At 69.1% G+C, this 21,802-nt stretch carries 26 protein-coding genes; 16 read left to right on the top strand and 10 right to left on the bottom strand.

Annotation, left to right across the window (positions count from 1 at the left end; all coding sequences use genetic code 11):
- Positions 1-10 precede the first annotated feature (10 nt).
- On the bottom strand, positions 11-1,501 hold the full coding sequence (locus IE307_RS34830) for a GGDEF domain-containing protein (protein ID WP_191303669.1): 1,491 nt from the start codon (positions 1,499-1,501) through the stop codon (positions 11-13).
- Between the two features lie 44 nt (positions 1,502-1,545).
- Entirely contained in the window at positions 1,546-2,178 is a 633-nt protein-coding gene (bluB, locus tag IE307_RS34825) for a 5,6-dimethylbenzimidazole synthase (RefSeq protein WP_191303668.1), read from the bottom strand.
- A gap of 84 nt (positions 2,179-2,262) precedes the next feature.
- Here bluB and IE307_RS34820 point away from each other — a divergent pair, with 84 nt between their 5' ends.
- A complete protein-coding gene (locus IE307_RS34820; RefSeq protein ID WP_191303667.1) occupies positions 2,263-2,619 on the top strand; it encodes a hypothetical protein in 357 nt (118 codons plus the stop codon).
- Here the strand turns inward: IE307_RS34820 and rpsR are convergent.
- From rpsR to rpmB, 4 genes are read right to left on the bottom strand one after another with little or no spacing between them, the layout of a single operon-like run.
- Positions 2,567-2,797 (bottom strand): 30S ribosomal protein S18, encoded by a 231-nt coding sequence (rpsR, locus tag IE307_RS34815; protein WP_191303666.1) that lies wholly within the window; start codon positions 2,795-2,797, stop codon positions 2,567-2,569. The two genes, IE307_RS34820 and rpsR, sit on opposite strands and share 53 nt — an antisense overlap.
- The gene (gene rpsN / locus IE307_RS34810; RefSeq protein ID WP_191303665.1) at positions 2,797-3,090 is read right to left on the bottom strand and encodes a 30S ribosomal protein S14; all 294 of its coding nucleotides are present in this window, start codon (positions 3,088-3,090) and stop codon (positions 2,797-2,799) included. Before rpsN ends, rpsR begins: the two co-directional genes overlap by 1 nt.
- A 3-nt stretch (positions 3,091-3,093) precedes the next feature.
- Positions 3,094-3,261, bottom strand: a complete 168-nt coding sequence (gene rpmG, locus IE307_RS34805; RefSeq protein ID WP_191303664.1) for a 50S ribosomal protein L33 — start codon at positions 3,259-3,261, stop codon at positions 3,094-3,096.
- Positions 3,261-3,491: a 50S ribosomal protein L28 gene (gene rpmB / locus IE307_RS34800; RefSeq protein WP_373306065.1), complete on the bottom strand. Its 231-nt coding sequence runs from the start codon at positions 3,489-3,491 to the stop codon at positions 3,261-3,263. The genes rpmG and rpmB overlap by 1 nt, the downstream gene beginning before the upstream one ends.
- 58 nt (positions 3,492-3,549) lie before the next feature.
- Between rpmB and IE307_RS34795 the strand changes: the two genes are divergently transcribed.
- From IE307_RS34795 to rpmF, 3 genes are read left to right on the top strand one after another with little or no spacing between them, the layout of a single operon-like run.
- Positions 3,550-4,434 carry a GTP-binding protein gene (locus IE307_RS34795; RefSeq protein ID WP_191303662.1) on the top strand — a complete coding sequence of 295 codons (885 nt, stop codon included), beginning with the start codon at positions 3,550-3,552 and terminating at the stop codon, positions 4,432-4,434.
- The gene (locus IE307_RS34790) at positions 4,431-4,682 is read left to right on the top strand and encodes a type B 50S ribosomal protein L31 (RefSeq protein WP_191303661.1); all 252 of its coding nucleotides are present in this window, start codon (positions 4,431-4,433) and stop codon (positions 4,680-4,682) included. Before IE307_RS34795 ends, IE307_RS34790 begins: the two co-directional genes overlap by 4 nt.
- Positions 4,682-4,843 carry a 50S ribosomal protein L32 gene (gene rpmF / locus IE307_RS34785; protein ID WP_071812574.1) on the top strand — a complete coding sequence of 54 codons (162 nt, stop codon included), beginning with the start codon at positions 4,682-4,684 and terminating at the stop codon, positions 4,841-4,843. The genes IE307_RS34790 and rpmF overlap by 1 nt, the downstream gene beginning before the upstream one ends.
- Here the strand turns inward: rpmF and IE307_RS34780 are convergent.
- On the bottom strand, positions 4,840-5,487 hold the full coding sequence (locus tag IE307_RS34780; RefSeq protein WP_191303660.1) for a histidine phosphatase family protein: 648 nt from the start codon (positions 5,485-5,487) through the stop codon (positions 4,840-4,842). The genes rpmF and IE307_RS34780 overlap by 4 nt on opposite strands.
- A gap of 74 nt (positions 5,488-5,561) precedes the next feature.
- Between IE307_RS34780 and IE307_RS34775 the strand changes: the two genes are divergently transcribed.
- From IE307_RS34775 to lepB, 8 genes are all read left to right on the top strand, one after another.
- Positions 5,562-5,879 (top strand): EthD family reductase, encoded by a 318-nt coding sequence (locus IE307_RS34775; protein WP_191303659.1) that lies wholly within the window; start codon positions 5,562-5,564, stop codon positions 5,877-5,879.
- A complete protein-coding gene (locus IE307_RS34770; protein WP_191303658.1) occupies positions 5,876-6,691 on the top strand; it encodes a 3-hydroxyacyl-CoA dehydrogenase family protein in 816 nt (271 codons plus the stop codon). Before IE307_RS34775 ends, IE307_RS34770 begins: the two co-directional genes overlap by 4 nt.
- Before the next feature lie 10 nt (positions 6,692-6,701).
- Positions 6,702-7,859, top strand: coding sequence for a GNAT family N-acetyltransferase (locus tag IE307_RS34765; protein ID WP_191303657.1), 1,158 nt, complete (start codon positions 6,702-6,704; stop codon positions 7,857-7,859).
- Positions 7,860-7,914: 55 nt separating this feature from the next.
- The gene (locus IE307_RS34760) at positions 7,915-8,898 is read left to right on the top strand and encodes a nucleotidyltransferase domain-containing protein (protein WP_229905378.1); all 984 of its coding nucleotides are present in this window, start codon (positions 7,915-7,917) and stop codon (positions 8,896-8,898) included.
- Positions 8,899-8,917: 19 nt separating this feature from the next.
- Positions 8,918-9,529 (top strand): trimeric intracellular cation channel family protein, encoded by a 612-nt coding sequence (locus IE307_RS34755; protein ID WP_191303656.1) that lies wholly within the window; start codon positions 8,918-8,920, stop codon positions 9,527-9,529.
- A gap of 69 nt (positions 9,530-9,598) precedes the next feature.
- The gene (locus IE307_RS34750) at positions 9,599-10,294 is read left to right on the top strand and encodes a response regulator transcription factor (RefSeq protein ID WP_191303655.1); all 696 of its coding nucleotides are present in this window, start codon (positions 9,599-9,601) and stop codon (positions 10,292-10,294) included.
- The gene (locus IE307_RS34745) at positions 10,291-11,676 is read left to right on the top strand and encodes a sensor histidine kinase (RefSeq protein WP_373306064.1); all 1,386 of its coding nucleotides are present in this window, start codon (positions 10,291-10,293) and stop codon (positions 11,674-11,676) included. Before IE307_RS34750 ends, IE307_RS34745 begins: the two co-directional genes overlap by 4 nt.
- A 10-nt stretch (positions 11,677-11,686) precedes the next feature.
- Complete coding sequence (lepB, locus tag IE307_RS34740; protein WP_229905377.1) at positions 11,687-12,550, top strand: signal peptidase I; 864 nt, start codon at positions 11,687-11,689, stop codon at positions 12,548-12,550.
- A gap of 225 nt (positions 12,551-12,775) precedes the next feature.
- On the opposite strand, the gene IE307_RS34735 is transcribed toward lepB, so the two are convergent.
- Genes IE307_RS34735 through IE307_RS34725 form a run of 3 tightly spaced genes read right to left on the bottom strand, consistent with a single transcriptional unit; the run spans position 12,776 to position 15,926 of the window.
- Positions 12,776-13,672, bottom strand: a complete 897-nt coding sequence (locus IE307_RS34735; protein WP_229905376.1) for a carbohydrate ABC transporter permease — start codon at positions 13,670-13,672, stop codon at positions 12,776-12,778.
- Positions 13,669-14,622, bottom strand: coding sequence for a carbohydrate ABC transporter permease (locus IE307_RS34730; RefSeq protein WP_229905375.1), 954 nt, complete (start codon positions 14,620-14,622; stop codon positions 13,669-13,671). Before IE307_RS34730 ends, IE307_RS34735 begins: the two co-directional genes overlap by 4 nt.
- Positions 14,619-15,926 carry an ABC transporter substrate-binding protein gene (locus IE307_RS34725; RefSeq protein ID WP_191303814.1) on the bottom strand — a complete coding sequence of 436 codons (1,308 nt, stop codon included), beginning with the start codon at positions 15,924-15,926 and terminating at the stop codon, positions 14,619-14,621. The genes IE307_RS34730 and IE307_RS34725 overlap by 4 nt, the downstream gene beginning before the upstream one ends.
- 240 nt (positions 15,927-16,166) lie before the next feature.
- On the opposite strand from IE307_RS34725, the gene IE307_RS34720 reads away from it, so the two are divergent.
- The 4 genes from IE307_RS34720 to IE307_RS34705 are packed head-to-tail and all read left to right on the top strand — an operon-like array spanning position 16,167 to position 21,680.
- Complete coding sequence (locus IE307_RS34720) at positions 16,167-18,149, top strand: beta-galactosidase (protein WP_191303654.1); 1,983 nt, start codon at positions 16,167-16,169, stop codon at positions 18,147-18,149.
- 1 nt (position 18,150) lies between these two features.
- The gene (locus IE307_RS34715) at positions 18,151-18,948 is read left to right on the top strand and encodes a DeoR/GlpR family DNA-binding transcription regulator (protein WP_065914902.1); all 798 of its coding nucleotides are present in this window, start codon (positions 18,151-18,153) and stop codon (positions 18,946-18,948) included.
- The gene (galT, locus tag IE307_RS34710) at positions 18,945-20,033 is read left to right on the top strand and encodes a galactose-1-phosphate uridylyltransferase (protein WP_191303653.1); all 1,089 of its coding nucleotides are present in this window, start codon (positions 18,945-18,947) and stop codon (positions 20,031-20,033) included. The genes IE307_RS34715 and galT overlap by 4 nt, the downstream gene beginning before the upstream one ends.
- A 51-nt stretch (positions 20,034-20,084) precedes the next feature.
- Complete coding sequence (locus tag IE307_RS34705; RefSeq protein WP_191303652.1) at positions 20,085-21,680, top strand: S1C family serine protease; 1,596 nt, start codon at positions 20,085-20,087, stop codon at positions 21,678-21,680.
- The last annotated feature ends 122 nt before the right edge of the window (positions 21,681-21,802 follow it).

The raw sequence follows: 21,802 nt of genomic DNA, 5'->3' as shown, positions 1-21,802 counted from the left end.
GCGGACGCCTCTAGCCGCCCGAAACGATCTCGTCCACCGAGGGCTCGACCTCGACCCTGTTGCGACCGTGCCGCTTGGCCCGGTACAGCGCCATGTCGGCGGCCGCGAACAGCTGGTCCAGTTTGGCCGGTCCCGCCGCGACACCGATGCTGACGGTCGGGCGGCGGACCGCGCCGAGCACCATCGTCCAGTCGTGCCCGTCGACGGCCGCGCGGATCCGCTCCGCCACGTTCGGGCCGACGTCCATGTTCGGCCCGGTGTCGCCCAGCAGCACCACGAACTCGTCGCCGGCCCAGCGCGCCACCAGGTCGTCCGCCCGGCATTCACGCCGCAGCAGCGCCGCGATCTCGCGCAACGCCGCGTCGCCCGTCGCGTGGCCAGCGTCGTCGTTGACGTTCTTGAACCAGTCCACGTCGACCAGCACCAGCCACGGCACCCGTCCGCGCGCCGCCGTCGACTCCAGCAACGTCGCCGCCGCGCGTTCGAGCCCGAGCCGGTTCGCGAGGCCCGTCAACGGATCGCGCGCCGCGGCCTCCTGCGCAGCCACCGCGAGCCGTTGCGCCTGAACGGCCACCCGGCGTTGTTCCAGGGCCTGACCCAGGCCTTCCTGCAACGTCTCCCTCGCCGTGCGGGACGCGGCCATCGACCGGCGCAACGCCTCGGCCTCGCCCTGCGCGTCACCCAGCGCCTGGCAGATGTCCGCGAGTTCCGTCGAGAACCGCAGCAGCAGTGAGGTGTCGTTGATGCGTTCGGCGGCCGTCACCGCGCGGGACGCGAGCGTGCGCGCCTCGTCAAGATCTTCCTGTTCGCGGCGCACGACCGAGAGGACCCAGTTGCCGACCGAGATGCCCCACAGGTCCTCGGCGTCCACCGACAGCCGCAGGGTCTCCTCGCCCATCTCCTCGGCCTTGTCCAGCTGACCGACACCGGCCAGGGACCGCCCGCACGCACCGAGGAGCGCGCGCCGGTGCATCTCGTCCTTGACGATGCCCAGGCCCTCCTCCAGGTACACCAAGGCTTCCTCGAAGATCGCCGGCGCCGCCGCGGAGGACCCGCTGCAGGCGCGGAAGTTGAGTGAGCCGCCGAGCCGTTGCAGGCACTGGGCCAGCACGTCGGTGTTGCCCGCGCGCCGGGCCACCTGGACGGACAGCCGCAGCATGTCCAGGGCGGCGCGCCGGTTGCCGATGCCCTCCATCAGATAACCGAGGGAGCCCATCGTGTGGGCCACGGCCGGGCTGTCGGAACGGTCGGCGTCGAGGTCGGTCCAGCCCTCGGCGGCCAGTTCCAGGGCCAGCGGTATGCGGCCGAGGCGCCAGGCCATGACGGCCCGGTTGACCAGCACCGCCGATCGCACCCAGCGGTCGACGCCGGGGGACACCTTCGTGACCACCTCGTCGAAGAGGCTGTTCGCCTCCGGCACGCGGCCAGCGTTGTACAACGCGCGGACCTCGAGGTCCAGCCGCGGAATCTGGCCCGCTGTCAGCGGATCGCGCTGCTCCACTCGTTCATCGACTCCGTTCCGACTGGCCGAGCGGCCCGCACAGGCTACCGGGTCGGTCGCGCCCCGTACCGATCGTGGTGCAGGACGTCATCGAGGGGTAGTCGGTTGCGCCAACCGTGACGTTCGAGATCGGGCGTCTCGGGCAGTGATCGAACCGGACCGACGCACAACCACGCAACCGGACGGACCCTTGTGGGGATGTCCAGAAGACGGCGCAGCACATCTTCCCGGTAGAAGCTCACCCAGCCCACACCGAGTCCCTCTTCCGTCGCGGCGAGCCACAGGTTCTGGATGGCCAGGCACACGGAGTACAAACCCGCGTCCGCGATCGCGTGCCTGCCGAGCACCGCGGGTGAGCCCCTGTCCGGGTCGTAGGTGACCACGATGCCGAGCGACGACTCCATGACCCCCTCGACCTTGATGCGGGAGAACGTCTCCGCGCGTTCCTGGTCGAGCTGCGCCGCGAAGACGCTGCGTTCGGCCTGGACGTGGTCGCGGAACGCGCGCCGAATCGATTCATCCCGCACGAGCACGAAGTCCCACGGCTGGGAAAGGCCGACGCTCGGGGCGGCGTGCGCGGCGGTCAGCACCCGCCGCAGCACGTCGGCCGGAATTTCTTCACCGGAGAACTCGGCTCGGGTGTCCCTGCGGCGGTGGACCACGTCGTACAGGTTCATTCGTGCGATCGTGCCTCACTCGAAAGCACCAACTTCACGCTGGAGAGGTGGCGCTGATCTCACCTGAGGCGATACACCGATCGGATGCGAAGAATGAAAGGCGGTTATGGCTCCGCGCTCGGATTCGGCGGTGGAGTCGGCGTGACCGCGTTCACCGGTGCCTGGCCGCTGCTCGCCTTGATGCTGCTCTCCGCCGTCGTGGTGATCGTCTCGTTGCGGACCACGATCGTCGGCGCCGGCCTGGCCGCGGTGCAGTGCTGGGGCCTCTACGCGACCTTCTTGGTGGGTGTTCGTGGCGATCTGACGGTCGACGAACACACGACCTGGGTGCTCGCGTTGCTGGTGCAGCTCGCCGCGCTGGCGTTCCTCGCCAGCGCGGCGATCCGCGTCATCGCCCTTGTGACGGGTACGGCAGCAGGGCCATCTCCCGCGCGTTCTTGATCGCCGTGGCGACCTGGCGCTGCTGCTGCGGCGTCAGGCCGGTCACCCGGCGGGACCGGATCTTGCCCCGGTCCGAGATGAACTTGCGCAGCAGCGTGACGTCCTTCCAGTCGACGACGGTCACGCTCTCCTTCGCGAGCAGGTTCACCCTGCGCTTGAGCGGCTTCTTCTCGCGCATCACCAGCTCGCCTTCGAGACGCCGGGGAGCTCACCGCGGTGGGCCATCTCCCTCAACCGGACGCGGGACAGGCCGAACTTCCGGTTGAACGCGCGCGGCCGTCCGTCCACGACGTCCCGGTTGCGCAGCCGGGTCGGCGACGCGTCGCGCGGCAGCTTCTGCAGGCCCTGCAACGCTTCCGCGCGCGTGTCCGGGTGCCGCAGCATCTCCTTGAGCTCGGCCCGACGCTCTGCGTACCGGGCCACGACCTCACGCCTGCGCTCGTCCGCGGCGATCTTCGACTTCTTCGCCACGGGTCAGCGCTCCTCTTTGAACTCGACGTGCCTGCGCGCCACCGGGTCGTACTTGCGCAGCACCAGCCGGTCCGGGTCGTTGCGCCGGTTCTTGCGGGTCACGTAGGTGTAGCCGGTTCCCGCGGTCGACCTCATCTTGATGATCGGCCGGACGTCCGTGCTCTTGGCCATCAGAGGTTCACCCCCTGCGCGCGGAGCCGGGCCACAGCGGCCTCGACGCCCATCTTGTCGACGGTCTTGATGCCCTTCGCGGACAGCGTCAGCGTCACGAACCTGTTCAGCGACGGCACGAAGTACCGCTTGCGCTGGACGTTCGGGTTCCACCGGCGCCGCGTCTTGCGTTGCGAGTGCGAGACCTGGTTGCCGAAGCCCGGCTTGCGGCCCGTCAGCTGGCAGTGCATGCCCACCCGCCACCTCCATAGTTTGAAACGACTTTCGTTTTCATCTACGGTACCTCACATGGAAACCGTTGTCGTTATGGTGGCGGGGCTGGTCGACCACGACGTCGCCGTGCGGGTGTGGTGCGACCGGCCCGGCTCGGTGCTCGTCCGCCACGTCGCCGCGGAGACGTCCGTGCGGCGCTGGGTCGACGGCATCGCGACCGACGTCGACCTGCTGCACAACTGCGTCTCCTGCACCGTGCGGGAGGACCTGCGGGAGGCGCTCACCGGCTTGGAAGGCCACACGGTCGTGCTGCACCTGGACCCGTTGCTGGAGCCGGACGCGGTGCGCCGCAACCTCGGCCTCGACGTCGAGTGCGTGATCACCGTGCTCGACGCCGCGACCTGGCTGGACGACGCCCTGAGCGACGCGTCCATGGTCAGCGACCAGCGCACGGTGGCGCAGGTCGTCGTCGCGCAGGCCGAGGCAGCGGACGTGCTGGTGCTGCGAGGAGATGCCGACGAACGGACGCTGGCCGTGCTGGACCGGCTGGCTCCCGGAGCGCACCGCTGCACGCCCGAGACGGTGGTGGTGCGCAAGAGCAGCAAGCCCCGCCTGCTGCCGTTGGCGCCCGAATGCGGTGTCTCGACAGCGGTTTTCACGGCTGACCGGCCGTTCCACCCGGCACGGCTGAACGACGCGCTCGACTCGTTGCTGGACGGAACCGTCGTGCGCTCGCGCGGCCGCCTCTGGGTCGCCGACGAGCCGGACGTCGCACTGCACCTGGAATCCGCGGGCTGCGGCATGCACGTCGGCGAGGGCGGACCGCGCGGCGGCAGGACCACCCAGATCGTGGCGATCACCCTGGGCGAGCCGGACCACATCACCGCGGCGTTCGCGCAAGCGCTGCTCACCGACGACGAACTGTCCTTCGTGGACTCGATCCGAAAGATGGCGATATGAAACCCGGAATCCACCCCGACTACCACCCGGTCGTCTTCCAGGACGCGTCCACGGGCAAGACTTTCCTGACCCGTTCGACCGCGACCTCGAGCAAGACGATCGAGTGGGAGGACGGCAACTCCTACCCGTTGCTGATCGTCGACGTCACCGCCGACTCGCACCCGTTCTGGACGGGCACGCAGCGGGTCATGGACACCGCCGGCCGGGTCGAGAAGTTCAACCGCCGCTACGGAAAGCGAGAGCGCTGATGGCCGTTCCCAAGCGCAAGACGTCCCGCTCCAACACGCGACACCGCCGGTCGCAGTGGAAGGCGACCGCGCCGGACCTGGTGCGCGTGCGGACGTTGGACGGCAAGGAACTCCTGGTGCCGCGCCGGTTGGTCGCGGCCTACAAGCGCGGGCTGCTCTAGACCGGTCGCTGGACCGTTCCGTCCGGTGAGTCGCGCCACTGGTCGAAGGGGCGGTCCAGCTTCCAGCCCGCGCCGTCGTGGTCGATCACGCGGTTCTCGCACGTGTCCGGATTGGACAGCGACTCGAACAGCTCGACGCTCCAGTCGAAGAACCTGCGGCACAACAACCTGATCGTCAGGCCGTGCGACACGACCAGCACCGTCTTGGGGTGCTCCTCGTCCTTGTGCATCCGCACCGTCAGGCCGTCGAGGAACGCCGCGACCCGGTCGTCCACGTCCGCGCCGGACTCCCCGTTGGGCAGCCGGAAGAAGAAGTGGCCGAACGCGTGCCGCTGGTGCTTGAGCACCTCCTGCTGCACCGGGTCCTGCAGGTTGCCCCAGTCCTGCTCGCGCACCCTCGGCTCGGTGACGATCCGCTCCGCGTCGATCCCGAGCAGCTCGAACGTCCGCTTCGTCCTCTTGTACGGCGAGACGTACGCCGCGACCGGGCCGTCGCCGATCAGGTCCTTGATCACCGGACCGGCGGCGCGCGCCTGGTCCTCGCCCGTCTCGGTCAGCGGGAGGGCGTGGTCGGGGATGCGGCAGTAGGCGAGCTCGTCGACGTTGCCGAGGCTCTGTCCGTGGCGCAGCAGGATGATCCGCACTCCACCATCGTGCCTCAGCCCGGCGGGTGGTCCGGGCGTTACAGTGCTCGGCGAGTCGAGGAGGATGGCGTCACATGATCAAGTACATCGCTCTGTACAAGAAGCCCGCCGACCCCGAGGGTTTCGAGAAGAAGTACTTCGAGTCGCACCTGCCGATCGTGAACTCGGTTCCCGGCCTGCTCCGCGCCGAGGTCGCCAAGGTGCAGCACGTGTTCCTGGCGGGGTTCCTCGGTGACACCGAGCCGCACCTGATCGCGGAGATGTACTTCGAGTCGGAGGCCGCGTTCAAGGCCGTCCTGCAGTCGCCGGAGTGGGCCACGTCGGGCGCGAACCTCGCCGAGATCGGTGGGATGGAGCTCGTCGCGATGTTCAGCGCCGAGGTCGTGGCGTGAAGGCCGTCGTCATCGGCGGCGGCACGATGGGCGCGGGCATCGCGCACCTGCTGCTCGCAAACGGTCACGAGGTCACGCTCTCGGAGGCCGACGCCGACCGTGCCGAGCAGGGCAGGCTCGCCGTCAGGCGGTCGCTCGGCAAGGCGCAGGAGAAGGGCAAGCTCGCCGACGCGGAGGCGGCGTTCGCGAACCTGGGCACAGGTGAGCTGCCCGCGGATGCCGAGCTGGTCGTCGAGGCCGTGCCGGAGAACGTGCCGCTGAAGCAGAAGGTGTTGGGCTTCGCCGCGGAGAAGTGCCCGCAGGCGGTCCTCGCATCCAACACCTCGTCGTTGTCGATCTCGGAGATCGCCGCCGGCCTGCCCGGCGAACGCGTGCTGGGCATGCACTTCTTCAACCCAGTCCCCGTGCAGCAACTCGTCGAACTCGTGCACCACGAGGGCGTCGACCCCGCGAACGTGGCGAAGGCGCGGGCCTGGGCCGAAGAACTGGGCAAGACCGTAATCGAGGTGCGCGACTCGCCGGGCTTCGCGACCTCACGGCTGGGCGTCGCCGTCGGCATGGAGGCGATCCGCATGCTGGAGGAGGGCGTCGCCTCCGCGGCGGACATCGACACCGGCATGAAGCTCGGTTACCGCTGGCCGATGGGGCCGCTGGAGCTCACGGACCTCGTCGGGCTCGACGTGCGGCTGGCCATCGCCGAGCACCTCGCCGCCGAGCTCGGACCGCGGTTCGACCCGCCGCGGCTGCTGCGGGACAAGGTCGCCCGCGGTGAGCTGGGCAAGAAGACGGGCCAGGGCTTCTTCACCTGGTAGACAGGCATTCGTGCGCATCCGTGAGCTGACCGAGGACGACCTCGACGCCGTGTTCCGCCTCCGCAAGCTCGCGTTCAACGCGACCGAGCGGCCGGAACGGGTGGTGCGGCCGGGTTCGCACGGACTCGTCGCCGAGATCGACGGACGGGTCGCCGGCATGCTCGGCATCGGCTCGTACGCGCAGTTCTACGGCGGCGCCGCTGTTCCCATGGGCGGGATCGGCGGCGTCGCCGTCGACGGGGCCTACCGCGGCCGGGGCGTCGCGAACGCGTTGCTCGACGCGGCGCTGCACACCATGCGGGAGCACGGCCAGCCTCTCTCGGTGCTCTACGCGACCGTGCCGACCCTCTACCGCAAGCGCGGCTGGGAGCGCGCCGGCGTCTTCGAGTGGGTCGAGCTGCCGATGGCCAGGCTGCTCTCGGTGCCCAGGCCCGCCGAGCAGATCCCATCGCGTCCGGCGTGGGAGAGCGATCTCCCCGCGTTGCACGAGTGCTACCTGCAGGTGGCGCGGACGATCGACGGCATGGCCGACCGCCGCCCGCCGAGGATCGACGTCGCCAAGGTGCTCGAGATGGACCTGGTGAGCGTGCTGCCCGGCCCGAACGGTCTGCGGGGTTACCTGACGGCCCAGCGCGAGCCGGGCGGCGACATGGGCAGGCTCAAGGTGTACGACCTGGTCGGCGTCGACGTCGAGGCCCAGCTGAACCTCCTCGCGTCGCTGGCGTCCTGGACGGGCACACTCGAAGCCGTCGACCTGCGGATCACCGACCCGGCGACGCTCGGCTTCCTGGGCAGCACCCCGATGCGCTACTCCGTGTGGACCTCGACGTGGATGCAACGCGTCGTCGACCTGCCCGCCGCCGTGGCCGCTCGCGGCTGGCCACGCTTGGCCGACGTCGCCGTCGACCTGGAGGTCGTCGACGAGCACGCGCCGTGGCACGCGGGCCCGCAGCGCATCGTCGTCGAGGACGGCGCGGTGCGCGTCGAACCCGGCGGCACCGGCGCGGTGAGGCTGCACGCGCGGGCGCTCGGAGCGTGGTTCTCCGGCGCGCAGAACACGCATGCGTTGCGGCGCGGCGGTTTGCTGGAGGGCGATTCGGCCGGCGCGGCGGTGCTGGACCAGCTCGTCGGAGCAGCCGGAACCCCGCGTCTCGCCGACTTCTTCTGACGACGGCAGCGCGTCCTTGTTCACCCGATCGGCGTCTTCACGTAAGAATGGACGCGTGGCGGGGGACCAAGACGAGGTCAGGCATGCCTACGGCGACAACATGGGTTGGCGTCTGAAGGGCTATTCGAAGCGTCACAGCGGGCCGCCGGTCAGCGTGCGGGAGCTGTCCCGGGAGGAGTTCCTGGCGATCAGACCGCTGTTCGACGCCGAGGACAACCCGTGGCTCGTGGACCTGAACGAGGTGGTCGCGGAGATCCGTCCGTTCGTCGAAGAGGTGCTCGGCCCGCTGAGCCCCGACGAGGACTACTACGTCACCGGCCACCCGCTGGACTGGGACAAGGACCCGGTGCAGGTCGCGAGGGACCTGCTCGACACGTACTACCCGCTGGCGACCGCGGCGTTCCTCGGCGGCAGCGTGGCGACGGGGACCTACACGGCGAACTCCGACCTCGACATGATCGTGATCGTCGACGACCTCCCCGGCGCGTTCCGCGAGACGCTGCGGCACCGCGGCTGGCCGGTCGAGCTGTTCTGCCACACGATCGAGTCGTTCCAGGACTTCGTGGCACGCGACGCCGAGGGCCGACGGCCACCGTTGCTGCACATGTGCGCCGAGGGTTTCCTCATGCTCGACGCCGACGGCACGGGCCAGCGCATGCGGGCCGAGGCGCGCGCTCTGCTGGACGCCGGACCTCCACTCGCGACCATCACCGAGCTGGAAGACCGCCGCTACGGCACCACGGACCTGTTGGAAGACCTCATCGGCGCGCGGGACGAGGACGAACGGCTGTTCGTCGCGGCGCGGCTGCTGACCTGCGCGGGCGAGCTGGCGCTCGTCGTGCAGAACCGGTGGCTCGGGCACGGGAAGTGGCTGCTGCGCCGGCTCCGCGACGCCAAGGAGGACGAGCTCGTCGACTCCTACCGGGCGTTGGCGCGGGGCGAGGGCGCCGAGCGGTTCATCGCCGTCGTGGAGGCGGTGCTGGAGTCCGCGGGTGGGCGGCTGGACGCCGGTTACCGCCGCGCTGCGCCACCCCGGTGAGCAACTACGCTCTTCGTTCGTGCTGCTCATCGTCCTGGAGCTGATCGGTATCGCGGTCTTCGCCGCCTCCGGAGCGGTGGCGGCGGTCCGCGCGCGCCTCGACGTGTTCGGCGTGATCATCCTGGCGCTCACGACCGCGCTGGGCGGCGGCATCGTCCGCGACGTGCTGCTCGGCGTGCACCCGCCGACGAGCCTGCGGAACTGGCCGTACCTGCTGGTCGCGGGCGGTACGGGCCTGGTCGTGTTCTGGTTGCACCCGCAGGTCGCGAAGCTCCGCCGCAGCGTGTTGCTGCTGGACGCCGTGGGCCTGGGCCTGTTCGTCACGTCCGGCACGTCGACCGCGCTCGCACTCGGCGCCCCTCCCTACGCGGCATGCCTGATCGGAATGACCACGGGCATCGGCGGTGGTGCTCTGCGCGATCTTCTTCTCCGAGAGATTCCGTTGGTCCTGAGGAGAGAGATCTACGCCGTGGCCGCGCTGTGCGGCGCGGTCGTCGTGGCGGCGGGCGAATGGGCCGGACTGCCGAAAGGCCTGGTCTCGTTGACCGGTGCGGCGATCATCATCACCATCCGGCTGATCGCGCTGTGGCGGAAGTGGAACGCACCTGTGGCACGCGGCCTCGAAGGCTAACGCCGAACTCACATCTGCAGTTAGGGCCCTTCTCAGGCACTTCTCAGATGCCTGGGCAAGACTGCCCCCATGCGCATCCTCGTTGTCGACGACGACCGGGCGGTCAGGGAGTCACTCCGCCGCTCGCTGCAGTTCAACGGCTACCAGGTCGAGACCGCCGGGGACGGCATGCAGGCCCTGGAGTCGGTGACCGCCGCGAGGCCGGACGCGATGGTGCTCGACGTGATGATGCCCCGCCTCGACGGCCTCGAGGTGTGCCGCAGGCTGCGCAGCACCGGTGACGACCTGCCGATCCTCGTGCTCACCGCACGGGACGCCGTGAGCGACCGGGTGTCCGGTCTGGACGCCGGCGCCGACGACTACCTGCCCAAGCCGTTCGCGCTGGAGGAGTTGCTGGCCCGGTTGCGCGCGCTGCTGCGCCGCGCCGCCCACGACGACGACGCCGCCAAGCAGTCCGCCGCCGCTTTGAAGTTCTCCGACCTCGAGCTGGACCCGTCCACGCGCGACGTCCGCCGCGGAGAACGCCCGATCAGCCTCACCCGCACCGAGTTCGCGCTGCTCGAGCTCCTGCTGGCGCACCCGCGCCAGGTGCTCACCCGCAGCCGCATCCTGGAGGACGTGTGGGGATACGACTTCCCGACCTCGGGCAACGCTCTCGAGGTCTACGTGGGGTACCTGCGCCGCAAGACGGAGGCGGAGGGCGAGCCCAGGCTGATCCACACGGTGCGCGGGGTGGGCTACGTCATGAGGGAAACCCCTCCGTGATCGGAGAACCCCAGGGGCGCCTCCAGCGGGCGTCGTTGCGGGCCCGAGTCACCTGGCTCGCGGCGTTCTGCGTCGCCGGGGCAGTCGCGTTGGTGTCCCTCGGCGCGTACATGGTCGTGCGCAAGAGCACGTACGACGCGCTCGACGACGGCCTTCGTCAGCGCGCTGCCACGGTGGCGAACGGCAAGAAGGTCAGCTCTCCCGACGAACTCGCGAACTACCCGGCGGCGTTCCTCGCGGCCGGCGACGTGAAGATGGGCGTGCTCCTGTCGGACACCGGGAAGCTCACCTACCCGAGGGAGTCCGACCCGCCGCCGACGGTCCCGGAGGCCTGGGACGTCGCGGACGGCGAGCGCCCGGAGTTCATCTGGACCGACCACAAGACCGAGACGCGCGTGATCGCGGTCCGCTACCAGCCCGACCAGGCGATCATCATCGCCCAGTCGATGGCGCCCCAGCGCACCACGCTCGCGAAGCTCAGCGTCGTCCTGCTGCTGATCGGCGGTGCGGGCGTGCTGCTCGCGGCCATCGCGGGCACGGCCGTCGCCCGCACGAGCCTGCGACCGGTCCAGAGGCTCACCGAAGCCACCGAACGCGTCGCGAACACCGGCGACCTGACCCCGATCCCGGTGTCGGGCGACGACGAGCTGGCTCGGCTGACGCACAGCTTCAACGCGATGCTCGGCGCCGTCGCCGAGTCGCAGGAACGGCAACGCCGCCTGGTCGCCGACGCGGGCCACGAGCTGCGCACGCCGCTGACCTCGATGCGCACGAACCTGGAACTGCTGCTCGCCTCAGAACGCCCGGACGCCCCGAACTTGTCGCAAGAGGACAAGACGGAGATCCAGGCGGACGTGCGCGCCCAGATCGACGAGCTGACCACGTTGATCGGCGACCTGGTCGAACTCGCCCGCGAGGACGCCCCGCAGGTCATCCACGAGCCGGTCGACCTGCACGAGGTGGTGGAACGGTCCCTGGACCGCGCCCGCCGCCGCGCCACGGACGTCAGGTTCGACGTGCAGCTGCAACCGTGGACACTTCTGGGTGATTCCAGCGCCCTCGAACGCGCCGTGCTGAACCTCCTCGACAACGCGGTGAAGTTCAGCCCCTCCGGCTCGTCGGTGCGGCTGCACCTCCGCCAGGTGGGCGACGGCAGCGCCGTGGTCGAGGTGGCGGACGCGGGCCCCGGCATCGCGGACGCCGATCTACCTCACGTTTTCGAGCGGTTCTACCGTTCGTCCGAGGCGCGGACCCTGCCGGGTTCCGGCCTCGGACTCGCCATCGTCAAACAGGTGGCGCAACGGCACGGCGGCACGGCCACGGCGGGCAGAGCCCCCGAGGGTGGAGCCCTGTTCACGTTGCGCCTACCCGGACGTCCGTAAGGTGGGGCGTGTGAGTCATCGCGTGAACGACGATTCTTCGTCGACCTGGGAGACGACCCCCTCCTCAGGAGACGGCCCCGCCGAACCCACGACGCGCTTCTCGACGTCCGGTTCGCGGTCTTCGTCCTCTTCTTCTTCGTACGAGGGCCGCTCCTCCTACGACGAGGACGGTGCGCCGAGGTTCTCCAAGAAGAAGGCGAAGAAGAAGCAGCCGTTCTGGAAAGAACTGCTGGTCATCTTCAGCGTCGCGCTGCTGCTGACCGTCGTGATCCAGACGTTCGTCGCACGCGTGTTCGTCATCCCGTCGGCCTCGATGGAGACGACCCTGCACGGCTGCACGGGCTGCGTGAACGACAAGGTGCTGGTCGAGAAGATCACCTACCTGTTCAACGACCCGCGCCCCGGCGACGTCATCGTCTTCCGCGGCCCGCCGAACTGGACCGGCGGCAAGGAGCCCCCGAACTTCGTGGTCGGCACCCTGCAGGACCTCGGCTCCATGGTGAACCTCTCCGAGCCCAGCGGCACGGACTTCATCAAGCGCGTCATCGCCGTGGGCGGCCAGACCGTCGAGTGCTGCGACGACCAGGGCCGCGTCATGGTCGACGGCAAGCCCCTCGACGAGCCCTACCTCAACTTCGGCGGCGGCCCCCGCCAGCAGGACGCCTTCGAGAAGGTCACCGTCCCCGCGGGCAAGCTCTGGGTGATGGGCGACAACCGCAACAACTCCTCGGACTCGCGCAAGCACGGCGACCCGACGCCGGCGGACGGCGCCATCCCGGTGGACAACGTGGTGGGCAAGGCCCGCGTCATCGTGATCCCCGTGGGGCGTTGGGGCGGCATTTCGGACTTCAACCCGCAGACCGGCGGGAAGTAGGCGTTTCAGACGAGGAGGGGCGGGGACCGCGTGGTTCCCGCCCCTCCTCGCGTAGCGGTGCCGGACAGCGCGTCTGTGTCGGAGCATGAGCTTCCTGCGTGCGAAGCTGCGGACCCGAGGTCGACGGTCAGGCAGCGCTGCCGTCATGACCGCGGCGTTCCGGACCGGCCAAGACGAGGAAGGGGCGGGGACCACACGTGGTCCCCGCCCCTTCCTCGTCGGTCCTCAGCCCTTCGTCGATCCCAGCGTCAGTCCGCCCACGAACTGCCGCTGCAACACGAAGAACACGACCAGGGTGGGCAGCGCGACCAGGAGAGAGCCCGCTGCGATGAGGTTGTTGTCGGTGAAGAACGTGCCCTTCAGGTTCTGCAGGGCCGAGGTCACCGGCATCTTGTCGCCGTCCTGGATCAGCACCAACGCCCACAGGAAGTCGTTGTAGATCCAGGTGAACTCCAGCGTGGCCAGTGCCGCGAGCACCGGCCGGCACAGCGGCAGGGTGAGCTGCCAGTACTGCCGGAACACCGAGGCGCCGTCCACGCGGGCGGCCTCGGTCAACTCGTACGGGATGGTCTTCATGTAGTTCGACAGCACGAACGTGCAGAAGCCCATCTGGAACGCGATGTGGATCAGGATCACGCCGAGCGGGGAGTCGATCAGCGACTCGCTCTCCGACATCCACGCCGGCAGCTCGATCAGCCGGTACAGGCGCCACAGCGGCGTCACGATCACCTGCTGCGGCAACAGGTTGCCGGCGGTGAACAGCATCAGCAACGCGATGTTGAACTTGAAGCTGAACCGCGACACCGCGAACGCCACCATGGAGCTCAACACCAGCGTGATCACCAACGCCGGCACGGTGATCAGGAACGTGTTCCAGTAGAAGTGCGGCAGGTCGCCGATCTCCCACGCCTTGGCGAAGTTCTCGAACGTCAACGACTTCGCCACCGAGAAGTAGCCGTTGACCGACGTGTCCTCGTACGTCCGCAGCGACGCGTAAACCGCCCACAGCAACGGGGTCAGCGTCATCAGGCACGTCAGCACGAGGAACACGTGCAGCGCGATGCGAGCCGGCCTGATCGGCGCCTTCTTGGCCGGGACCGGCCGTTCCAAGGTGGCCGTCACGTCCGGTTCTCCTTGCTGAACACCTGGTACAGGTAGGGGATGATGACGCCGAGTGAGATCGTCAGCAGGATCACGGCGACCGCGGAGCCGCGGCCGATGCGCGAAGCCTCACCGATGATGTTGTCGGTCACCAGCACCGACAGCAGCTCGAGTCCGTTGCGCCCCTTGTTGATGACGTACACGATGTCGAACGCGCGCAGCGCCTCGATCACCGTCACCACGGCGACCACGATGTTCACCGGCTTCATCACCGGGAAGGTGACGCGGAAGAACGTCTGCGAGGCGGAGGCGCCGTCGAGCGACGCCGCTTCCTTCAACGCGGGGTCGACGGACTTCAGGCCCGCCAGGTACAGCAGCATGATGTAGCCGGTGTGCCGCCACGCGGCCGCGACGAGCACCGCGTAGAGGTTGATGTCCGAGTCGCCGATCCAGTCGACCGGTTTGTCGAGGCCCAGCACCGAGTTCAGCAGGCCGCCGTCCGGCGTGTAGATCAGCTGCCAGATGAAGCCGACCAGGGCGAGCGACAGCACCATCGGCATGTACAGCGCGCTCTGGTAGATCCGGCTGAACCGGAGTTCGCGGTCGAGCAGCACGGCGAGCAGCAGGCCCGCCGCGGTCGGCACGACGAGCAGGAAGGCCAGCCAGATCAGGTTGTGCTGCACCGCCGGCCAGAACCGGGGGTACTCGCTGAAGATCTCGACGTAGTTGCCGACACCGATCCACTCGATGTCCTCGAAGCCGCCGATGCCGTTCCACCTGCTGAACGACAGTGCGACCGAGCCCAGCGTCGGGATCCACACGAACAGCAGGTGCACGACCGTGGGGATGCCGAGCATGAGCGCCAGCACGAGCTTGTCCGTGCCGGCGAGGGCCGTGGCACGCTTTCCACGCCGACGAGGCGGCGGCCCGCTGGGGGCCACCGCCTTCGGCTTCTCCTGCACCGCGGTCACTTGAAGATGTTCTTCGCCTGGTCAGCCATGCCCTTGAGCACGGAGTCGACGCTGTTCGGGTCCTTGATGAACGCGATGAGGCCGTTGGTGGCGGCCTCGCTCGCGAACGCCGGGTCGGTGTCGCGGTCGAGGAACTGCGTGATGTGCTTGGCGCCCTTGATGACCTCGGCCGCCTTCTTCTGCAGCGAGTTGTAACCCGAGGTGTCGGCCTTCTGGTTCGTCGCGACCACGGACGAGTCGGACTTCAGGTAGGTGAGCTGCGGCTCGGCCGTCGACAGGTACTCGAGCAGCTTGAGCGCACCGTCGGAGTTGCCGGGCTTCTTCGCCATCATGTAGCCGTCGATCGGCGCCTCGACCGTGTCGGTGCCGTGCTCCGGGTTGATCTCCGGGAACGGGAAGAAGTCCAGGTCGTCCTTCTCCGCGTCCGGGAACTGCTGGCCGAGGAACGAGCCCAGCAGGTACATGCCGGACTTCTTCTGCTGCAACGACTGCGCGGCTTCCTGCCACTCGCGGCCGAGCGCGTTCTCCTGGTGGAACGGCAGCAGCCGCTTCCAGGTGTCGAACACGTCCTTGACCCGCTTGTCCTGCCAGTCCTCCTTGCCCGCCAGCAGGTCCACGTGGAACTGGTAGCCGTTGGTGCGGAAGTTGAGCTGGTCGAACGTGCCCATGGCCGGCCAGCCCTGCTTCTCCGCGAAGGCGATCGGGTTCAGGCCGTCGGACTGCATCTTCGTGGAGAGCGCGACGAGCTCGTCGAGCGTCTTCGGGATCGCGTAACCGCGCTCCTGCCACAGGCTCTTGCGGTAGAACATGCCCCACGGGTACTGCGTGAACGGCACGAAGTACTGCTTGCCGTCCGAGCCCGTCGACGCCTGCTTGAGCGCGTCGGAGTAGTTGCCGCCGACCTTGCCCCACAGGTCGCTCAGGTCGCCGGTGAGGCCCTGGTCCGCGAAGAACCGCATGCGGTAGCCGGCGAACCACGCGAGCACGTCGTCCGGCTTGCCCTGCAGGTAGTTGTTGATCTGTTCCTGGTACTGCTCGTGCTGCTTGGTGTTGATCGTGACCGACAGGCCGCCGGACTGACCCTCGAAGCCCTTGAGCGCGGCCGTGATCGCGTCCTTCGGCACCTGGTCGGACAGGTTGTTGCCGAACGTGACGACCTTGGAGTCGCCACCCGTGCTCGAACCGCTGCCGCACGCCGCGAGACCACCGGTCGCGGCGACGCCCGCACCGGCCAGCATGATCCGCAGCATCGCGCGCCGACCGAAGTGCGGTAACGGAGTGGAACCAGGCGTGTGCAGAACCATCATCGCTCCTACAGGTGACGCTCGCTCGTGTGAACCGAACAGGACTCCAACAAAGTTGCGCATAATGTGGTCCCAGGCACACAGCCTGTCAAGTCCCGTTACGGAGCTGTTAAACCGCAGCACAGTCGGTATCTGGCCAGTTCCCGGTACTTTTCCCGGTCAACCGCCGAACAGACCCGAACGCGGAGTTGTGTTTGCTTGTGTTGACGTTGGGGGTTGTTGTCGGCCACGCTTGCGCCCGTGACGACATGGCCAACGGACCTGCCAGGGCTCGGCTGGGGAGCTGACTACAACCCCGAGCAGTGGCCCGAACACGTCTGGGCCGAGGACGTCGAGCTCATGCGCCGCGCCGGCGTCACCATGGTCAGCCTGGGCATCTTCAGCTGGGCGAAGATCGAGGTCAGCAAGGGCGAGTACCGGTTCGAGTGGCTCGACCGCGTGATGGACCTGCTGCACGCCGGCGGGATCCGCGTCGACCTCGCGACCGCGACCGCCGCGCCCCCGCCGTGGCTGACGACCGAGTACCCCGAGATGCTGCCCGTCCGCGCGGACGGCGTGCGGCTCTCGCACGGCTCACGGCAGGCCTACTGCCCCTCGTCACCGATCTACCGCGACCGCGCGACGGCGCTCGCCGCCGAGATGGCCTCGCACTACCGCGACCACCCCGCGCTCGCCGCCTGGCACGTCGGCAACGAGTACGCCTGCCACGTGAAGCGGTGCTACTGCGACACCTGCGCCGCCTCGTTCCGCGAGTGGCTGGCCAGCCGCTACACGCTCGACCAGCTCAACGACGCGTGGTCGACGGCGTTCTGGAGCCAGGGCTACACCGACCTCGCGCAGGTCCTGCCGCCGCGCGTCACGCCGACGTTCTCCAACCCGGCGCACGTGCTCGACTACGACCGGTTCTCCGACGACGCGATCCTGGAGCTGTACAAGGCCGAGCGGGACGTGCTGCGCATGATCACGCCCGACGTGCCGGTCACCACGAACTTCATGGTCAACTGGACGTTCGGCGACCTCGACTACTGGAAGTGGGCGCGCGAGGTCGACTTCGTCTCCAACGACCACTACACCGAGGGTCAGTCGCCGGACAAGCACATCGAACTCGCCATGTCCGCGGACCTCGTGCGCGGCCTCGCCGGCGGCAAGCCGTGGCTTCTCATGGAGGCCTCGACGTCCGCGGTGAACTGGCAGCGGCGCAACATCGCCAAGCTGCCGGGGGAGCAGCGGCGGAACTCGTTCCAGAACATCGCCCGCGGCGCGGACGGCACGTTGTTCTTCCAGTGGCGGCAGTCGCGCGGTGGCAGCGAGCGCTACCACTCGGCGATGGTTCCGCACGCGGGCCCGGACACCAAGGTGTACCGCGAGGTCTGCGAAGTCGGCGCCGAGTACGCGAAGCTCACCGAAGTCCTGGGCTCCACTGTGGACGCGAAGGTCGCGGTCCTGTTCGACTTCCAGTCCGGCTGGGCGCTGCGGCAGGACGCCCACCCGACCAACGACTTCGACTACTGGCAGCACGTCCTCGGGTACTACAAGGCGCTCTGGCAGGCGGGTGTCACGGTCGACTTCGTGGCGCCGGGCACGAACCTCTCGAAGTACTCGCTGGTGGTCGTGCCGGCGTTCTACGCGGTGTCCGACGCGCACGCCGCCGTGGTCGCGGACTACGTGGCGGGCGGCGGGCACGTCGTCGTCACGTACCTGTCCGGTGTCGCCGACCAGTACACGCGAGTGCGACTGGGCGGGTACCCCGGAGCGTTCCGCGACGTGCTGGGCGTGTGGTCGGAGGAGTTCTTCCCGCTCCGTGAGAACGACACCGTCTCGCTGAGCGACGGGTCGACCGCCTCGTTGTGGACGGAGCACCTGCACGCCCGCACCGCTGACACCGTTGTCTCCTACGTGGACGGCCCGTTGCCGGGGGTGCCGGCGGTGACGCGCAACGCGTTCGGCAACGGTGTCGCGTGGTACGTGGCGTGTGATCTTGACGAGGGCGGTCTCGGCCGAACGGTGGAAAACGCGCTTTCCGGTGCGGGCGTTGCGGTGTCGCGTTCGCCGATTGAGCTCGTGCGGCGCAGGGGCGACGTATCGTTCCTCTTCGCCGTCAACCACACCGACACCGACGCGCAGATCGAGGCGTCCGGTGTCGACGTGTTGTCCGGCACGCAGGTCTCCGGACGCCTCACCGTGCGCGCCGGGGACGTAGTCGTCCTCAGGGAAGAGGTGTGAGGTGCTGGCACGTCAGCGGCAAGCGGTAATCATCGAAGAGGTCCGTCGTACGGGAGCGGTGCGCGTCAGCGACCTCGTCGTGCGGCTCGGCGTCTCGGACATGACCGTGCGCCGCGATCTCGACGTGCTCGCCGCACGTGGCCTGGTGGAGAAGGTCTACGGCGGTGCGACGTCCGTCGTCGGGCGCTCGACCGACGAGCCCGGGTTCGAGGCCAAGTCGGTCCGGCAGCTGCCCGAGAAGGAGGCGATCGCGGCGGCCGCCGCGGGCCTCGTGCGTCCCGGCACCGCCATCGGTCTGTCCGCCGGCACGACGACGTGGACGTTAGCTCGTTTCCTCGACGACATCCCCGACCTGACCGTCGTCACGAACTCCATCCGCGTCGCCGACGTGCTGCAGCAGAGCGGGCGCACCGACCGCACGGTCGTGCTGACCGGTGGCGTGCGCACGCCGTCCGACGCGCTGGTGGGCCCCGTGGCCGTGCAGGCGTTGCGGTCGCTGCACCTGGACGTGGTGTTCCTGGGCGTGCATGGCATGGCCGAGCGCTCCGGCTTCACCACCCCGAACCTCAACGAGAGCGAGACGGACCGCGCGCTCGTCGACGCCGCCGGACGTGTGGTGGTGGTCGCGGACCACGAGAAGTGGGGCACCGTGGGCATTTCCACGATCGCCGACCTCGACGAGGCGCACGTCCTGGTGACGGACGAAGGTTTGCCGGACGACGCGCGGGCGATCCTCAGCGAGCAGGTCGGCGAGTTGGTGTTGGCACATGTACCGGGAAGTGGCGAGGAGCTGGCGTGAGGCGTACCGCGGGAAAGCTGGCGGACGGCCGGGAGATCATCTACTTCGACGACAGCGCTGAGGCGCCGCCGCGGGTCGCGGTGGACACTCGGGACCTCCCCGAGACCCAGCCGATGTCCGAAGTCCGGCTGGACCCGTTGACCCGCGAGTGGGTCGCCATGGCGGCCCATCGCCAGACGCGGACGTACAAGCCGCCGGCGGACCTCTGCCCGCTGTGCCCGTCGACACCGGGCCGCCCCACCGAGGTCCCCGAGGCCGACTACGACGTCGTCGTGTTCGAGAACAGGTTCCCCTCGCTGGCGCAGAACGTGCCGGACGTGCCGTCCACTGTGGATGGTGAGGAGCTGTTCGCGCGGGCGCCGGGGCGCGGGCGTTGTGAGGTCGTGTGCTTCACCTCGGACCACAACAAGTCGTTCGGCGAGCTCTCGCAGTCGCGCGTGCGCACCGTCGTGGACGCGTGGGCGGACCGTGTCGCCTTCTTGTCAACGTTGCCAGGGGTCGAGCAGGTCTTCCCGTTCGAGAACCGCGGTGAAGAGATCGGCGTGACGCTCTCGCACCCGCACGGCCAGATCTACGCCTACCCGTTCGTGACGCCCCGCACCGAGCGCATGCTCAACGCGGCGGTGGACTACTACGCCGAGCACGGGCGCCCGTTGTTCGGCGACGTGCTGGAGGCCGAGCTCCGCGCGGGCGCGCGCGTCGTGGACGAGTCCGAGCACTGGGTCGCCTTCGTGCCCGCCGCCGCCCGCTGGCCCGTCGAGGTCGTGCTGGCCCCTCGGCGCCAGGTGCCCGACATCGCCGCACTGTCCTCTGTGGAGCGTGATGACTTCGCGGCGCTCTACCTGTTGGTGCTGCACCGCCTCGACGCGCTGTACGACAGGCCGTTGCCCTACATCGCCGCCTGGCACCAGGCGCCGGTGAACGCGGGCCGCGAGGAGATGTGGCTTCACCTGCAGGTCTTCTCGGTGCTCAGGACGAAGGACAAGCTCAAGTACCTCGCGGGCTCCGAGTCCGGTGAGGCCGTCTGGATCAACGACGTGACGCCCGAGCAGATCGCGGAACGGCTCCGCGGAACACACAACTAGCTCCCAGGCTGGTTTAAGGGTTCTCTCAGGACCACACCCGAGACTATGGGCATGACCGAGAGCAACCAGCCAGCGCAGCAGCCGGGACAGCCAGACTCCGTGCCGCCGAGCGCCGGTCAGACAGACTCCGGCGCGCGGGAGCAGGGCCCGTCGCTGCCGGAACCCGGCCAGCCGGATCCTTTGCAGGGGGGATCCGGCCAGGCTGGGGCATCGAGCGCCTCTCCTGGCAGTGCTCCTGCCGGCGGCACTCCCCACGGGCTGGGCGACGTGCCCGCCTCGTTCTCCTCGACTTCGGCCCAGCCGCAGGTGTCCTCACCTGACGCGGGCCAGACGCAGCTCGGCGGGTCCGGACCCGGCCAGCAGCTTCCACCGTCAGGGTCCGGCCAACCTCACCCGCTCGGCCTCGGCGCCACGACCGCGCAGTTCGGCGCGGAACCGGCCGCTGGACCGCACTCGGGCTCGTTCGCGCAGCAGCACGGCGGGGCGCCCCACAACCCGTTCGCGGCACCGCAGCAGGGCCTTCAGACGGGTCAGTACTACCTCCCGCCCGGTTACCAGCCCCCGAACGTCCCACCGCGCCCCAAGGGCCGCGGGAAGGTCGTGGCGGGCGTCGCCGCCCTCGTGCTGATCGTCGGAGGGTTCTCCGGCGGCCTCGGCGGCTACCTGGGCTACAACTTCGCGAACGACTCGTCGTCCGTGAGCTCGCTCGACTCGCCCCGCCCGGCCTCGCAGACCAGCAACGCCCCGGCGGGCTCGGTCGAGGACGTGGCGAACAAGCTGCTGCCGTCCGTCGTCCAGATCCAGGTCACGACGCGGGCCGGCGCCGGCGAGGGCTCGGGCTTCATCATCTCCGGCAACGGCCAGATCGTGACGAACAACCACGTCATCGAGGGCGCCGCCTCCGGCGGTGACATCAAGGTCGTGTTCCAGGACGGCCGGACGGCCTCCGCCAAGATCCTCGGCCGCGACCCGAGCTCCGACATCGCCGTCATCCAGGCCGACGGCGTCTCGAACCTCCCCGTCGTGCAGCTCGGCAACTCCGGCGACATGAGGACCGGCCAGGCCGTCGTCGCGATCGGCTCGCCGTTCGAGCTCTCCGGCACCGTCACCTCCGGCATCGTCAGCTCGGTGAACCGCCCGGTCTCCGCCGGCGGCGACCGCAACTCGCAGGCCACGGTGCTCAACGCCATCCAGACCGACGCGGCGATCAACCCCGGCAACTCGGGCGGCCCGCTGGTCAACATGCAGGGCCAGGTCGTCGGCATCAACTCGGCGATCTACAGCCCGAGCCAGGGTCAGGGCCAGGCCGGTTCCGTCGGCATCGGCTTCGCGATCCCGATGGACCAGGCACGCCGCACGATCGACGAGATCGTGAAGAACGGCAAGCCGAAGCAGACCGTCCTGGGAGTGAAGGTCGAGTCGACCGAGCAGGGCGCCCGGATCTCGGAGATCACCGGCGGTGGCGCGGCGGAGAAGGCCGGGCTCAAGGCCGGTGACGTGATCACGAAGTTCGGCGACCGCCGCATCGACGAGTCGGACACGCTGGTGGCCGCCGTCCGGTCCAAGGCGCCCGGCGACAAGGTCACGATCACGTTGTCCGACAACAGGACCGTGGAAGCCACCCTCGACGGCGTCGAGGTGGGATAGGTCGGGGGACGGCCTGTTCCCGGCATCCGCCGCCCGCCGGGAACAGGCCGTGACGACCCCGGAGAGGCCCGAGCCTGTGCGCACCTGCCCCGCACACAGGTCCGGGCCTCTTCTTACGTCCG

The sequence above is a fragment of the Lentzea cavernae genome (assembly GCF_014653695.1).
GTDB lineage: Bacteria > Actinomycetota > Actinomycetes > Mycobacteriales > Pseudonocardiaceae > Lentzea > Lentzea cavernae.
Note: the sequence above shows the minus strand (reverse complement) of the source record. Positions and strands in the feature narration are given on the sequence as shown.